This window comes from Pseudoalteromonas sp. NC201, from assembly GCF_002850255.1.
In the GTDB taxonomy this organism is placed as follows: domain Bacteria; phylum Pseudomonadota; class Gammaproteobacteria; order Enterobacterales; family Alteromonadaceae; genus Pseudoalteromonas.
On sequence record NZ_CP022522.1, the window covers coordinates 3225943 to 3240110 of the forward strand.

Annotated in this window: 17 protein-coding genes, 1 tRNA gene and 1 pseudogene; 11 read left to right on the forward strand and 8 right to left on the reverse strand. The window is 43.1% G+C overall.

All coding sequences use genetic code 11. The features are described from left to right. The first annotated feature begins 83 nt into the window (after positions 1–83). Together PNC201_RS14040 and PNC201_RS14045 are read left to right on the forward strand one after the other, a co-directional pair. Entirely contained in the window at positions 84–1163 is a 1080-nt protein-coding gene (locus PNC201_RS14040) for a M23 family metallopeptidase (RefSeq protein WP_102057409.1), read from the forward strand. A gap of 37 nt (positions 1164–1200) precedes the next feature. Then, positions 1201–1596, forward strand: a complete 396-nt coding sequence (locus PNC201_RS14045) for a bactofilin family protein (RefSeq protein WP_102057883.1) — start codon at positions 1201–1203, stop codon at positions 1594–1596. Here PNC201_RS14045 and PNC201_RS14050 read toward each other — a convergent pair. Next, entirely contained in the window at positions 1593–2063 is a 471-nt protein-coding gene (locus PNC201_RS14050) for a hotdog fold domain-containing protein (protein ID WP_010606036.1), read from the reverse strand. The two genes, PNC201_RS14045 and PNC201_RS14050, sit on opposite strands and share 4 nt — an antisense overlap. Positions 2064–2226: 163 nt before the next feature. Here PNC201_RS14050 and PNC201_RS14055 point away from each other — a divergent pair, with 163 nt between their 5' ends. Together PNC201_RS14055 and PNC201_RS14060 are read left to right on the forward strand one after the other, a co-directional pair. Further along, entirely contained in the window at positions 2227–3405 is a 1179-nt protein-coding gene (locus PNC201_RS14055) for a multidrug effflux MFS transporter (protein ID WP_102057410.1), read from the forward strand. 241 nt (positions 3406–3646) lie between these two features. Further along, positions 3647–5479 (forward strand): S8 family serine peptidase, encoded by a 1833-nt coding sequence (locus PNC201_RS14060; protein ID WP_102057411.1) that lies wholly within the window; start codon positions 3647–3649, stop codon positions 5477–5479. Here PNC201_RS14060 and PNC201_RS23280 read toward each other — a convergent pair. Beyond that, the gene (locus PNC201_RS23280; protein ID WP_158299128.1) at positions 5476–5625 is read right to left on the reverse strand and encodes a hypothetical protein; all 150 of its coding nucleotides are present in this window, start codon (positions 5623–5625) and stop codon (positions 5476–5478) included. The genes PNC201_RS14060 and PNC201_RS23280 overlap by 4 nt on opposite strands. A 59-nt stretch (positions 5626–5684) precedes the next feature. On the opposite strand from PNC201_RS23280, the gene yghU reads away from it, so the two are divergent. Then, the gene (gene yghU, locus PNC201_RS14065) at positions 5685–6557 is read left to right on the forward strand and encodes a glutathione-dependent disulfide-bond oxidoreductase (RefSeq protein ID WP_102057412.1); all 873 of its coding nucleotides are present in this window, start codon (positions 5685–5687) and stop codon (positions 6555–6557) included. A gap of 218 nt (positions 6558–6775) precedes the next feature. Here yghU and PNC201_RS14070 read toward each other — a convergent pair whose 3' ends face one another. Beyond that, complete coding sequence (locus tag PNC201_RS14070; protein WP_102057413.1) at positions 6776–7141, reverse strand: hypothetical protein; 366 nt, start codon at positions 7139–7141, stop codon at positions 6776–6778. Positions 7142–7408: 267 nt separating this feature from the next. After that, complete coding sequence (locus PNC201_RS14075) at positions 7409–7621, reverse strand: hypothetical protein (RefSeq protein ID WP_102057414.1); 213 nt, start codon at positions 7619–7621, stop codon at positions 7409–7411. 32 nt (positions 7622–7653) lie between these two features. On the opposite strand from PNC201_RS14075, the pseudogene PNC201_RS14080 reads away from it, so the two are divergent. Further along, positions 7654–7803: pseudogene (locus PNC201_RS14080) on the forward strand (transposase); the annotation flags it as partial. Positions 7804–7900: 97 nt separating this feature from the next. Here PNC201_RS14080 and PNC201_RS23285 read toward each other — a convergent pair. Continuing rightward, a tRNA-OTHER gene (locus PNC201_RS23285) sits at positions 7901–7968 on the reverse strand. A gap of 40 nt (positions 7969–8008) precedes the next feature. Here PNC201_RS23285 and PNC201_RS14085 point away from each other — a divergent pair. The 5 genes from PNC201_RS14085 (at position 8009) to efpL (ending at position 12030) form a co-directional block, all read left to right on the forward strand. Beyond that, the gene (locus tag PNC201_RS14085; protein WP_010606030.1) at positions 8009–8467 is read left to right on the forward strand and encodes a phage virion morphogenesis protein; all 459 of its coding nucleotides are present in this window, start codon (positions 8009–8011) and stop codon (positions 8465–8467) included. A 214-nt stretch (positions 8468–8681) separates the two neighbouring features. After that, positions 8682–9215: a Panacea domain-containing protein gene (locus PNC201_RS14090; RefSeq protein WP_158299129.1), complete on the forward strand. Its 534-nt coding sequence runs from the start codon at positions 8682–8684 to the stop codon at positions 9213–9215. Positions 9216–9265: 50 nt separating this feature from the next. Then, positions 9266–9619 carry a hypothetical protein gene (locus tag PNC201_RS14095; RefSeq protein ID WP_010606028.1) on the forward strand — a complete coding sequence of 118 codons (354 nt, stop codon included), beginning with the start codon at positions 9266–9268 and terminating at the stop codon, positions 9617–9619. Between the two features lie 426 nt (positions 9620–10045). Continuing rightward, positions 10046–11377: a tetratricopeptide repeat protein gene (locus PNC201_RS14100; protein ID WP_102057415.1), complete on the forward strand. Its 1332-nt coding sequence runs from the start codon at positions 10046–10048 to the stop codon at positions 11375–11377. 83 nt (positions 11378–11460) lie between these two features. Next, positions 11461–12030 carry an elongation factor P-like protein EfpL gene (gene efpL / locus PNC201_RS14105; RefSeq protein WP_010606026.1) on the forward strand — a complete coding sequence of 190 codons (570 nt, stop codon included), beginning with the start codon at positions 11461–11463 and terminating at the stop codon, positions 12028–12030. A gap of 83 nt (positions 12031–12113) precedes the next feature. Here efpL and PNC201_RS14110 read toward each other — a convergent pair whose 3' ends face one another. From PNC201_RS14110 to PNC201_RS14120, 3 genes are all read right to left on the reverse strand, one after another. Then, on the reverse strand, positions 12114–12953 hold the full coding sequence (locus PNC201_RS14110) for a DNA ligase (RefSeq protein ID WP_010606025.1): 840 nt from the start codon (positions 12951–12953) through the stop codon (positions 12114–12116). A 187-nt stretch (positions 12954–13140) separates the two neighbouring features. Further along, positions 13141–13794, reverse strand: coding sequence for an HAD family hydrolase (locus PNC201_RS14115; RefSeq protein WP_102057416.1), 654 nt, complete (start codon positions 13792–13794; stop codon positions 13141–13143). 27 nt (positions 13795–13821) lie between these two features. After that, positions 13822–14121, reverse strand: coding sequence for a hypothetical protein (locus tag PNC201_RS14120; protein WP_010606023.1), 300 nt, complete (start codon positions 14119–14121; stop codon positions 13822–13824). Positions 14122–14168: the final 47 nt, after the last annotated feature.

Sequence of the window (14168 nt, forward strand, 5' to 3'; positions counted from 1 at the left end):
CATGCCTTTTTTTAGTTCTAAAAACTGGAAATTTGACTAAAAATTGTTAGAGTGTAGCGCTGATTTAAATCCGAGGTTGAACGTTGCAAGTACTCAAGCGCCTATATCTAAAGCTGTTTAAGCCGACTCAATTAATTGTTCGTCAAGACGCAACTGTCAAGATGCTGAAACTGCCATCTTGGGTTCAAGCTTGCTCGATTTTGATTCTGCTCGCTGTCGCTATTTGGATAGCCAATGCCTCACTCAAATTACAAGAAAACGGTGACAAGCTTACTAAAGAGCAACAAAACTTAGCGCAGCTGCAAGCCAAGTGGCAAACAGAAAAATCACAGCTTCAAGCGCAATTAGCACAGCAAAAAGGCATGCTTGACCAACTGTCACAGCAGCACAGTGTGCTTGAGTCATTGATTGACTCGACTCAAACAACTGACGACAACGCAGTGGAAGGCGAGCTAGAAGAAACACCGACAGACCTTAACAGCTCACAACCAAGTACCACAACCGAATTTGCTCCACAAGCCAGTCTCCTACTCATCCAACAACGACAGCTCAGCGAACAACTTGGGCAATCGTTCAGCGCTGACATTGCCGCGATGCAAGAATCCATCGACAGTGCGGGATTACAACTATCATCTGACTTCTCAGAAGCGCAAGGTGGCCCCTACTTCCAAGCCGACTTAGAATTGGTAGAAGCCAGCTTTATTAATGCCATTGACCAATACGCAGTTTATGCGCAGTTAGCGACTATGATTGGCCAACTGCCAGATACATTGCCTGTCGCTCAGGAGAAATATTATGTCTCTAGTGCTTTTGGTTTTCGTAAAGACCCAATCACTGGCCGCCGTGCCTATCATAAAGGTATCGATCTCGCAGGTTGGCACAAAACACAGATAGTAGCCCCCGCTTCTGGCACTGTTAAACGAGCTGGGAAAAATGGCGGCTATGGCAATTTTATTGAAATTGAGCACGCCAATGACATCACCACACGCTACGGCCACCTTCACACCATTAAGGTAAAAAAAGGCCAGCAAATCAATAAAGGTGACGTAATTGCACTAATGGGCAGCACAGGAAGAAGTACAGCGACGCACTTGCACTATGAAGTGATTCAAGGTAAAAAACACCTAAACCCAATTAAAATCGCTCGTGCATTCAATAAGTAACATCTAATTGCAATTACGCTGCGATAGTGAGGCATTCGTGTTTAATTCTTTTAAAAACCAACGAAACGACGTCCCAGCCATTATTGCTCATAGCACTAAAGTCACGGGCGATATTGTCTGTGAAGGTGAGCTGCAATTAGATGGTACCGTCCATGGTAACCTCGACATCGAAAAACTAATCATCGGCAATAAAGGTTTAGTACAAGGTAATATCCAAGCCAATGAACTGACGATATTAGGCAAAGTGGAAGGTGATATTCATGCCAAACAAGTCACGCTGCTTCCTAGCGCTCAAGTGTTTGGCAATATCGAACACGAGACCTTAACGATTGAAGCTGGTGCGCATGTCGATGGTAAACTGACGCACCGTAACGAGCGAACCAATAACGTCACGGCAATTGACTCTACCGGTGATCAAACCATAAACAATTAAGATCTTTTCGCGCTGATATACATGTTAATGTCGGCGTGAAACACTTTCTCTCCCGCAGTATTAAAAACTTCCACCGGTACAACTAACTCTTCTTTATCTTGCCATGCTCGCGGGTATTCTATTTGCGCCACGGCATGCAGATCGGTCTCAGCTTTAGCTAAATATTGCACTGACATCCCCTTAGGGATCCAGCGATGGGTTTTATGGTCGATGGTTGCGTCTGTCATGACTCCAGCACACAACTCCGCAAGATTACACTGAGCAATAGCGTGAACCGTACCTATGTGGTTATGAATGGCTTTACGGTTACGAATTGTGGCCCTACAAACGCCGGGCTTCAATTGTGTGATTTTAGGCTTAATGGTGCCAAAGTAAGGAGCCTTACGACATACCGCCTTACTGAACATCCATTTACCAAATGGCAACCAACTCATCCTTTTATAAATTTTTAAAAGTGGTGCAGACATAAGATTTTTCTAAAATGATTTTGCTTAAAATTAACACATCTGACCAGTTAATCAACCGTCTGCAATTCTCAGCGAATAAAATATCTTAAAAATTTGCTAAATCGGCGCTTTGTCCTGTCTTTTCTCATTCTCCACAATACAATAACGGCCAAAAGGAGACGCCATGACCCAATCAAATTCAAAAGCACTGATTTTTATTCTCGCTTTACTTGTTATCTTTTGCCCTTTAGGTATCGATCTCTATCTACCTGCGTTTGTGGACATGCAGTCCAGCCTTCAAGTATCAGAAAGTCAAATTCAGCAAACAGTGAGTATTTATATGTTAGCTGTGGGTCTTGGACAATTGATAGCAGGTCCGCTTGCGGATAAATATGGCCGTAAGCCGGTTGCACTGGTTGGAATAATTTTATTTGCGCTTGGCGCAGTGATGGCAAGCACAGTCTCCACTTGGCCACTCATGATGGTAGCTCGAGTGTTACAAGGCCTAGGCGCTTGTGCCACATTCGTCAGCGCTTTTGCTATCGTTCGTGATAGCTTTGGACACAAAGGCAGTGGCCAAATGATCACTTACCTCAACGGTATTGTATGTTTTATCCCAGCGTTAGCGCCTCTTTTAGGTGCGTGGCTCACTGTCGAATTTGGCTGGCAGAGTAATTTTAGCTTTTTGTTTGGTTTTGCTATTGTTGGTCTCATCTTGGTTTCTCTTATCTATAAAGAGACTCGCCCCGAAGATACACATTACAGCGGTCATATCCTAGATTTGAGACGTTTTAAGCCGATGCTCAGTAGCACGACTTTCATTTACAATGCCGCCTTAGCGATGCTTGGTATGGCTGCAATGCTGGTATTTGTGATTTCGGCTCCGGGGTGGATCATGGCAAAAATGGGTGGCAGTGTTTCCGACTTCACGTTTTGGTTTACTGGCAATGCAGCGCTGAGTATTGTCGCAAGTTTCATTGCGCCCCACTTCATCAAGCGCAATAGCCAGAAGTCGCTTACCTTTGGCCTCGCCGTTTTTAGCTTTAGTGGCCTGTTGTTACTGGCTTTGCCACAAACTAAAATAGCGCATTTTGTACTGCCTATGTATATGGCGTCAGTCGGCTTTGCATTTACGATTGGAGCAGCGGCAGGTAAAGCGTTATCTGGGTTTGCGAAACAAGCAGGGACGGCTTCAGCGTTGATTGGGGTATTACAGATGAGTGGCGCGGGGGTACTTGCAACCATGACGCAACCACTGGCATTGGATGCCCCGATGCAACTCGCGTTGCACTTACTACTCGCATTACCTTTCTTACTGCTGCTGGCTACGAAGCATCGCCACCAGCTTCACAGTGCAGCTTAATTGTAATTGATATAATAGCAATTATCAGTACAGTTCCTTTATTAATAACTACGGTGTATGGTTAGACGTCCTGTCATAACCATACATTATATTAAAGTAATTAAATATTCTTATTAATTCCACAAATCTGCATAATTTACTCTTTACGAGTTCTTGTTATTGGTTATATGCTAATCACCGTTAAGAAGTTGTTAGTTTTTATTAACAACAACATTTACGCAATGTAACTGAGAAAATAACAATGAAATTAAACAAGTTAACTGGGGCACTACTCATCGCTGGCGCTTGCGCTATGGCACAAGCACAGGCATCTGACGATCGATACATCATTCAGGTCGACAATTCGAAAAAAGGCGTCGTAAAAGCACTTGCTAAAAAGCTTGGCGCTGAGCTGCATGTTGATGGCGATGGCTTCTTTGCTGCAACTTTTACTGGCAAAGATCTTAGTCAAGTAAAAGGCTTATTAAACAACCCACACATCAAACTCGTTGAAGCAGACCAAAAGCGTTACCCACTGGGGATTTATAACGACGACGCAGGTAACCCAATGCAGCAACAGGTTACGCCTTATGCTGTGTACCAATCACAAGCAAATCAACTTACTTTCGATGCGAACGCTGGCATGAAAGTATGTGTGATTGACTCAGGTCTTGACCAATCAAACCCTGACTTCATTTGGGGTAATATCACCGGTGATAATGACAGCGGCACAGGTAATTGGTATGAAAATGGTGGCCCACACGGCACACACGTGGCTGGTACTATCGGTGCTGCTGACAATAATATTGGTGTTATCGGCATGGCTCCTGGCGTGCCAATGCACATTATTAAAGTATTTAACGCAGAAGGCTGGGGCTACTCTTCTGACCTTGCTCACGCAGCAAACCTATGCTCACAAGCAGGTGCAAACATCATCAATATGAGTTTGGGTGGTGGTGGCTCAAACAATACAGAATCAAACGCATTTGAAAACTTCCGTAATGCTGGTGGCTTAGTGGTTGCGGCAGCTGGTAACGATGGCAACAATGTTCGTTCATATCCTGCTGGCTATCCTTCAGTAATGATGATCGGTGCAAACGATGCAGATAATCAAATTGCAGACTTTTCTCAGTATCCAAGCTGTACTTCTGGCCGTGGAAAACGCGCGACTAACGACGAGCATATTTGTGTAGAGGTAACTGCAGGCGGTGTTGATACACTTTCAACTTACCCAGCAGACATGGCGACTTCTTCAAGCATGACTGCTGACGGCGCGGCGTTTGCAAGTTCAGCAATGGAAAACAGTGGTAACGCGTCAGGCTCACTTTACTTTATGGGCACCGCTGAAGCAACTGATGGCGCTGCAAACGGTAAGGTGTGCCTAATTGACCGTGGTAATATTTCATTCCACGATAAAGTAGCAAACTGTGAAGCATCTGGTGGTATCGGCGCGATTATCGTAAATAATGAGGCTGGCATGCTATACGGCACTTTAGGTGATACTAACAGCACATCAATCCCAGCGGTTGGCGCTGCATTTGAAGATCGCACTGCGTTGATGGCCGCTACAAACGCGAATATCAGCATTGGTACGAGTGATTATGGCTTAATGAGCGGCACGTCAATGGCAACTCCTGCTGTTGCTGGTCTTGCTGCATTGGTATGGTCTAACCACCCAGAGTGTACTGGTGAAGAAATCCGTAGTGCATTAAAAGCAACCGCAGCAGATGCTGGCGCTGTAGGTAAAGACGTGTACTTTGGTTACGGTATCGTTAAAGCAACAGATGCAAGCGCTTACTTAACCGCTAATGGCTGTGCTGGCGGTGGTTCAGGTGACGGTGATAACACAACGAGCGTTGAGCTTTCAGCTTCAGGTTATAAGCAAAAAGGTAACAGTTATGTTGACTTAAGCTGGAACGGTGCAAGCACGTCACAAGTCGATATTTATCGTAACGGTAGTAAAATTGTCACAACTAGCAATGATAATAGTCATACAGACAGCATCAGTGTTAAAGGCGGCGGTACATACGGCTACCAAGTGTGCGAACAAGGTAGCACTGCGGCCTGTTCAGCAACACAAACTGTTGTGTTTTAACTCCCAACCAATTCAAGAATGCCGGTCTTTTGATCGGCATTCTTTATTCTACTACTCTCCCCCATCTTTTGTTGATAGCTTGTTCGGATCCCTCTCTTAAGATCTGGATAAAACGGGTAAACCTGTGACCACAGAAATTTGTTCATTTCCATTTCACTTCTACACTCTATAATGGATTTGGACAGTCACAGAAGGAGTTCATGAAATGAGTACATCGGGTTATACCCCACCTAAAGTTTGGCAGTGGCCATGGCAAAGTGGCGATGGTAGTAAATTCGCGAATATCAACCGCCCTACTGCAGGCGCACGATTCGAAAAGTCCCTACCGCAAGGCAAACACCCGTTACAACTCTACTCCCTCGCGACCCCAAACGGCGTGAAAGTGACTATCTTGCTAGAAGAACTTTTAGCTGCCGGGGTAAAAGAAGCAGAATACGATGCCTTTTTAATTAATATCATGGAAGGTGAGCAATTTAGCTCAGGGTTTGTTGCACTTAATCCAAATTCTAAGATCCCCGCGTTATTAGATACCAGCACCAAGGAACCAACCAAAATCTTTGAATCTGGCTCAATTTTGCTTTATTTAGCTGAAAAGTTTCAAAAGTTCATTCCTCAGGATCCTACAAAACGCACAGAGTGCCTCAACTGGTTATTTTGGCAAATGGGGGCTGCGCCACTACTTGGTGGTGGATTTGGTCACTTCTATGCCTACGCACCCGAGCACTACGAGTATCCAATCAACCGCTACACGATGGAGGTGAAGCGCCAACTGGACTTACTAAATCAACATTTAGCCACAAGAGAATATATTTGTGGCGATGAATACACTATCGCTGATATGGCAATCTGGCCGTGGTATGGCGTGCTAGCCCAAGGACACCTATACGATGCGGCAGAGTTTTTAGACGTCAATGGCTATGAACACGTGATCCGCTGGGCTGGACTCATCGCCTCAAGAGAAGCGGTCAAACGCGGAAAAATGGTAAATAAAACATGGGGAGAACCTCATGAGCAGCTTCATGAAAGGCACGACGCCAGCGACTTTGATACCAACACCCAAGACAAACTAGCGCCATAACCACACCTTGGTTTAATTCTTGGTTTAACAAGGGTTAGCTCTATCTATCGGGTTTGATTAATCAGATTTAATCAAACCCGATTGTCTGTTTGTCAGAAAAGAATGGTGTTAGCACCTTGCTAGAAGCGCAAAACGCTTTTGCTGGTATCCTTCAACGGTTTTACAGCATTTTGGTCAGCACTTACTTATTAGAACATCGAACACATCTGCATTAGTGTTTACCCAAAGATATGAAATCCACTTTGTAATCTTCCGACGATCGCGACTAAACCGCTTCCCATTATCACACCTATCAGAAGCGTTCCGAAAATAAGACATACATAGAGTAATGTCCAAGCACTGGAAGCTTTTGAACTCGCCAGCTCCTCTGAAATATTGTCGGAACATCGGTAGATTCTACGCAGGCTTCTTTCCACCCCAAAAACAGTGCCACCGATCAAGCCAAAAAGCAGTGCGACCGCGAAAGTAATAACCCGATACTCTGGATTATCAAAACCATCCCATAAAAGAATAGCGCCGTTGATCCAAGCTAACCCGGTACAGCCCCATGAGGCAAATAGATAGATTATCAGCATGCGTTTCATTGATTACCTACTTTCGGCAAAACGACTATTGAAATAGTCTATCAGCGCTAATGATTGATGTTCAGTTTTATATGCTTCAATATCGTAAAACTTAACAACGTTTTCGTCGGAAAAATAGCTAACAAAGCAAGACTGTTATCTCTTGATAGCTTATTAAGAATTAACCGAGATGTTTCTAATTCTGGAAATTGCACTTAAATTCTCTTTGAAACACCGTGCTCTGGGGCAAACCGAAGCGCAGCGTAGTTTTGTCCCTAGCAGAACCTGTTAGCTTTTTTTTGCACGATTTTTGATCCACCCAAATAGACCAATTATCAGACCTATAAATGCACCTACTAAGGCTTTGACAGCAACCTGCCCCCAATCGATTCCAGAAACACTGGACGGAACAGTTTCTTTAATACTTTCCTGGATACCTGATGGATTTGAATTAACCACGCTATTAACCCAATCATGAGAGGCGCTCTTACTCCATTCCAATGCTGATTCTTCTGCATAAGAGTAAGAAATAGCGCTTTATTATAGAAACCGTGAATGACCAGCTAGAGAATATTTGGCAGTTAGAGCACTCAAGACATAGAAGTTTGCATGGAATGATATTAACAGTCTTAGGTGTGCTGATTGCATACAGCCACAAAGAAAAAACCATCAATTTCTGTTGATGAACTGATGGCTTAAACCGATCTCGGGTTAATTAATGCACTAAAGGTTAAAACGCACACCATTGATGCAGCTATTAGCTGTGGGTCGTATGAGGTATAGCGGTAGGGTGAGAATCGAACTCACATCACTGTCAGACAACCCCTTACCTATCGGGGTACACCGCCACCACAAACAATTATTACCCAACAGCCAAGTGATTACAGTATGACCACTAGGATTGAAATACTCACAAGCGGTGATGCAACCAAGGCGCCTGAGCAAATAGCACAGCGCTTTGACGACCTGAGCGACCCAATGAACGAGATAGCCGCCATCATGGAAGGCGCAACGGAAGACGCCTTTTCCGAAAAACGCAGTCCAGTTACGGGTGAGCCATGGCTTGCTCTTAGTGAAAACGACCTAAAACAGAACCTCAAACGTGTTGGCGGGAAAATGCTACAGGTAAGCGCTGGCGGACTAGCTGCCAGTATTGCCGCAGATAGCGGCGCGTTTTGGGCGCAAATTGGGAGTAACAAGCCTTACGCTGCTATTCATAATTTTGGTGGTTTGCCAGAAATGGTTCCAGGGCCTGCTGCAATAGACCAGCGGCAATATCTGGGAGTAAGCCCTGGTGATGAAACCGATATTTTGGCTGTGTTAAGTAACTATTTTACCGAAAACTAAAAAACGCCTCAGAGGGCTTCTGAGGCGTTTTTACATGTTCAAGTGCTAGCGTTGGGTGTTGTTATAAGAGAAAAGCGCTTTAAAGGCGTTTCGAAACGTTTCTAAGGTAAGTTAAAAAGACTAAAGGAACTTAATAGGTCAAAATTGACCTATTATAAATAGAAGACTATCACTTATTGTGATATTTTTAGTGTATGAAAACGGTTTTCAAATAGTGAAAATTGTAACTAGGAGAGTCATTATGGGTTACCCCGCTAAAGTTATTGCTAATGCTTTTTTAGATAAAGCTGAGCAAGCTGGCACGACCTTAACTCCCATGAAGCTGCAAAAGCTGATCTATTATGCGCATGGATGGTATTTAGCAATAAAGAATCAACCTCTGATTGATGAGTATATAGAAGCTTGGGACTACGGGCCTGTTGTTAGCAGTGTTTATAGTGAGTTTCGTAATTTTGGAGCTGCTCCAATTTATAGCAGAGCAACTCTTTGGGATCAGCAGCAACAAAACTATGTTGTACCAAAGCCAAAACAAACTGATTGTGATTTACATAGCTTAATTGACGCAATTTGGAACAGCTACAGTCAGTACGATGCGTTAAAACTATCTGAGATGACGCATCTGGAAGGCGCCCCTTGGCATACAGTTAAGAAAAAATATCCAGACTTTAGAAACGTTCAAATCCCTAATGAGGTTATTTTTGATTATTTCAGTGCAATGTTACCTAAGGAAGAGGTCGCTAATTCCTAAATTCTGTTAGTATCAGTATGAAAGATGCGATTTAAGGAAGAAAGTATTTAATGAGTGATGAGAAGTTCAAGTCCATAAACTCAAAGGCAGAGGCCAACTCACAAACTCATGTGGTTGGCAATCCGCAGCTAGAGCAATTTCAGTATCAAAGAGAGGCGCTAAAAGCAGATACCCAGTTAAATACTCAGCAGATGGAACTCGGCTTTGTTGGCAAAATTATCGGTTCTGGTGATAACGCGAAAATGGCAGTAGTTTTCTTGACTCTTTTTTTCATGTTGTCATCTATAGCCGTTTTAGTTTTCACTAAAGACATGAGTAACAGTGTTACTTTTCAGACTGTCACCTTATTGATGAATGTTGTATCAGCAACTCTTGGCTATATATTTGGGCAAAAATCAAAATAGCGAAAGGAGCGCACAGCTCCTTTAGACCTTCCTCCCTACAAGACCAAACAGAACATACTAAGCACGTCTTAGGCTTGGACAGTACTCACAGCACATCCCTACATATTAAGCATATTATTAATGCTGCATATCCAAAAGGGAATATAAAGTAAGGTGTCACCTTCCCATAAAATGAGACATTCATAATTGGAGTTTTCTGCAATCATTAAAGCAGGAGACTAACTATGAAAAAATCACGTTTTACCGAATCACTGAGCATTGCTGTCCAAAACAAAATCTTAATAATTCAGTGATGTAGATTTCGTCAGAACCCTGTATTATAAGCCAGTTAAAAGCTTTGGAACGGGTGCGCCTGTAATTGAAGCGAATGGATACTAAAATCAATAACTGTGCTTATGGAACTTTTTGCGCGAATGGAATGATATTATGATCAAGAAAACCGCCATCATCATTGCAATATTGGCTGCTATTAGCGGCTGTAAATCGCTGGTTTATAAAGGTAATAAACTTTACGAAGCAGGAATGTACCGCCAAGCTGCTGAATACTATTCACAAGCACTCGCGGAAGACCCTGAGGATCTTGAAGCGAAACAAGGTTTAACACTGGCGCGAGATAAGCTTATAGATAAAGGTCTTATCGATGTCCGTATGCTGCGTTTGGCAAATAACTACACCGCAGCTGCAACTAGGCTAGAAGAAATCGTAAAAAACCAAGCTCAATGGCAAATGAAACCGAATGGCGCAATGGCAAATACCCAAAGAGAAGAGCTGGATTACGTGAGGCAATGGCTACTCGACGAAGCCCGCTCGCTATCAAACACGCCCTATCCCGACAAGTTTAAGTTGTTTGAGCATAATTATCGCCATCTGATCAGCAATGCGCAATTAGCAAGCGCCATGAGCACCCACTATGACACGCTAAGAACGCAAGCGCAGAAAAAGTGTGATGAAATTGCAGGACAAGTCAGCGGACAGCGCTTCTATTTAAAAAGTTTTACGGAAAAATACTGTTTAGCGTGGCAAACTCCAAAGCGTTTACGTGTAGATAACCAAGATAAAAGTCGTTATTTTGCAATGAACATAAGAGATCGTGTTGATATTGGCTTGCGCTTTGGCAACTCAATCAGAGGACAATACAGTGCATTTATCTCAAGCCTAAATACGGCATTTAATAATAGCCTCTGGTTTGATAGCGAAGGCAGTAAACAGCTTTCATTAGAACTATACGTTGATGCGGACTATTACCGCAATAGCAACCAATATATTCAGCGTAAGCATTATCAGCAGGAAGTTGAACGACCAGACCCAAATAATTCAAATAACACACACACTGTCGAAGTCACACGAGAATTTACTTATCCGGTGACCATCTATGATGAGAAATTTGATATCAACGTTAATTATGAGGCGAGTTTAGCCCATCGTTATATCAAAGGTAGTGCAAGCGATAGTAAGCATAATAAAACACGTGCACATCAGGCTGATTTTGAGCAACTTGATATCACCCCGCTGTCTCCCGACTTTCTTAATCTTTCACAGATAACAGAAAAGACCTTTGACGAATTACTCAAAAAGTTCTCTCAAGATCTTACGCTGACTTGGAAGCAAAATTACTGTGGACAGGCACTTGGCACCAATAAAGGTGAAAATATTCTACGCTGTGCCAAGCTTGAGCCCGAGCATGATTATATCAACCGTTGGTTTGACCAGCACTTTGGGATCAAGTACTCAGATATGACGACTTTATACGGTATTTAAAGCTTAGAATGAGTTTTGAAACTCGCCAAAAAGCCGAAAAATGATTATATTGTGCCAACTTTATTTGTATTAGGAATTAAGCTATGCCAAAGGCAAGTGAAATAAAAAAACATGCCGCGATCGAGTATAACGGCCGCGTAATGATTGTTCGTGACATTGAGCGCTCAGTACCACAAGGTCGCGCTGGTGGTAGCCTATACCGTATGCGTATGTACGATGTAGTAGATAACTCTAAAGTAGATGAAACTTTTAAAGCGGAAGAGATGCTGACACTTGCAGATCTTAACCGCCGCCCTGCAATGCTTTCATATGTAGATGGTGATGAATATGTGTTTATGGATGATGAAGATTACACGCCATACCACCTAAATAAAGAGTCTATTGCTGAGCAATTGCTATTTATCGATGAATCAACGAAAGGTTTATCTATCGTCGTAGTTCAAGGCATGCCTGTTTCTATTGACTTGCCTTCCAGCGTAGAGCTTGTGATTGAAGATACCTCTCCTTCAATCAAGGGCGCATCTGCTAGCGCGAGAACAAAGCCTGCGACATTAACGACAGGCCTTGTTGTTCAAGTTCCTGAGCATATTTCAAGCGGTGATAAAATTAAGATCAACACTGCTGAATCTAAGTTCATGGGCCGTGCAGAATAACTCCATTGCACTTTTGATAGCGAGCCGTAGTGCTCGCTAGCGTCTAAAAATCCCCAAGTTTTCTTTGCAGCAGTAGTGCCATTCTATAATTTTGGCCTTACTCTTAAAAATCGCGCGAAACGCGGTTTACCAAACTTAGTATATCCTTGATATCGATAGGTAATTTGGCTACCAATCGGTGGTGGTGATGCACGCTCTTCGTCGCTAAACCCCGACCCAACTTTAAACTCCATACCTTGTTCATCTCTCACCAATAGCGATCCCATCATCCCTTGGTACTTTCCCTTACCGGGTAAATGCTTAATCACGATGGCTTCGTCATCAAGGTACGGCTTGTATTTTAGTACGTTGGTTGTTCTTCCATCTTCGTGCTTGGCATTTTTAGCATGCAAAATAACCCCTTCACCGCCTCGCTTTAAGACACCATGATAATAGTCGTTTAGCTCATCAACGGAGCCAAATGATAGCTGCTTGACGGGTTTAATGTGTGATAACTCAATATGGCTTAGTAGGCTTAAGTAGCGCTCATGACGCTGAGAGAATATTTCTGTAGAATTTGGCGCATCAAATACATAATAAGTCACTTGACGCCAGTGTTCATTATTAGGCGAATGGCGTCTTGCTATCGCGCTCACAAAAGCGAAGTTATTGTACCCAGCCCACAACTCACCGTCTAACCATGTATCAGGTAGCCCTTGCGTAAACCAGTCTGGCGCCTTAATTAAGTGACCGCCACGCGTACGCAGTTGCGAGCCATCCCAAATGGCCCTAACACCATCGAATTTTTCACTAACAAGATAATTAGAAATATCTTCGTCGCCTTGATATACCGAAGCGAGCTGGATTTTTGTGTGGGTTTCATTTCCATAAAGGAGATTGGAAAAACCTAATAATAGACAGAACAAGAATGGTACATATCGCATAGCATAATCCTTTGCAGCGGGTAGTTAATACCAGTGCCCTGTACTAATACCGATTGGCATACTCTTGAGCCGTTTAGAGTCACTGATATAAAAAATTAACAAATTTCATGCTTAAAGATTGCATAAGAATCGACGTTTGTAAAATCGAATAGCTTTGACTAACAGTCCCTGTTTATACCAATTGCTATTACCTTTCAGGGCAAAGCCAGTCAAAAACCGCTTCGAGATCGGTAAATGAATGATCGGCAAGACTTAAATCTTGTTTATTAGAGTGTATATTTGGTACGACAATCGCAGTTAACCCAGCTTCCTTGGCGGAGGTTAGTCCTGTGCAGGTGTCTTCTATTGCCACCGCTTCGTGTGGTGCAATGTTTAGCGCAGCGAGCGCCTTGCGATAAGGTTCTGGATGAGGCTTCGGCTGTTCGACATCGTCTTTGCACACAATGACAGAAAATAACTCTAATAACCGATAGTGTTGTAAAACAGGAAGCGCTTCCGCTTTGCTACTTCCTGTTACGAGTGCGATTGGACAACGCATTGAGGTTAATTCAACGACTTGCTTTGCAAAATGCATCAATCTAGGGAGTACTTCCGCAGCGGTTGCGACAAAGACGACATTTTTTTCATCACATAAATCGCGGGCAGAAGGCGCAAGTTGGTGTCTTTCTTTGAGTATATGCGCGGCTTTAAGCGTTGGTACACCCGAAAACTCATCACAAAAGTCATGCTCCGTATAAGTAACCTGATACGGGGCTAACACCTTCATCCAACTTTGGTAATGGAGTGCTTCTGAATCAACTAATGTACCGTCAAAATCAAATAAAACTGCCTGAAAACGCATTTACACTCCTTAATTTGGTTGTATTAATTAACCGTTGATCCCTGCTGGTGGCTCAGCAGTAGCTTCTTCACCGCTATCAACTTCAACTAATGTATAGCCTCGTGGCTGTCTAATCACTTTTAGAACTGGCTTATCGAAAGCTGACTTCAGTCTATCTGCATCCGCTTGCAACTCTTCCATCGAACGGCCAAAAGGTGCAGCCCCCGTTTCAGACCAATTCGTTACCTTACCATTTAAGTTATATTCCACTTCATGGATTTGATATAAAGCCGCTTCGTCTTTTGTTGCTTCACAATATATCACTCGATAATTCCAAAAACCTGACATATCCACTCCTAACATAAAAATTTCATTAAAAAGCCCGCTTAATGCGG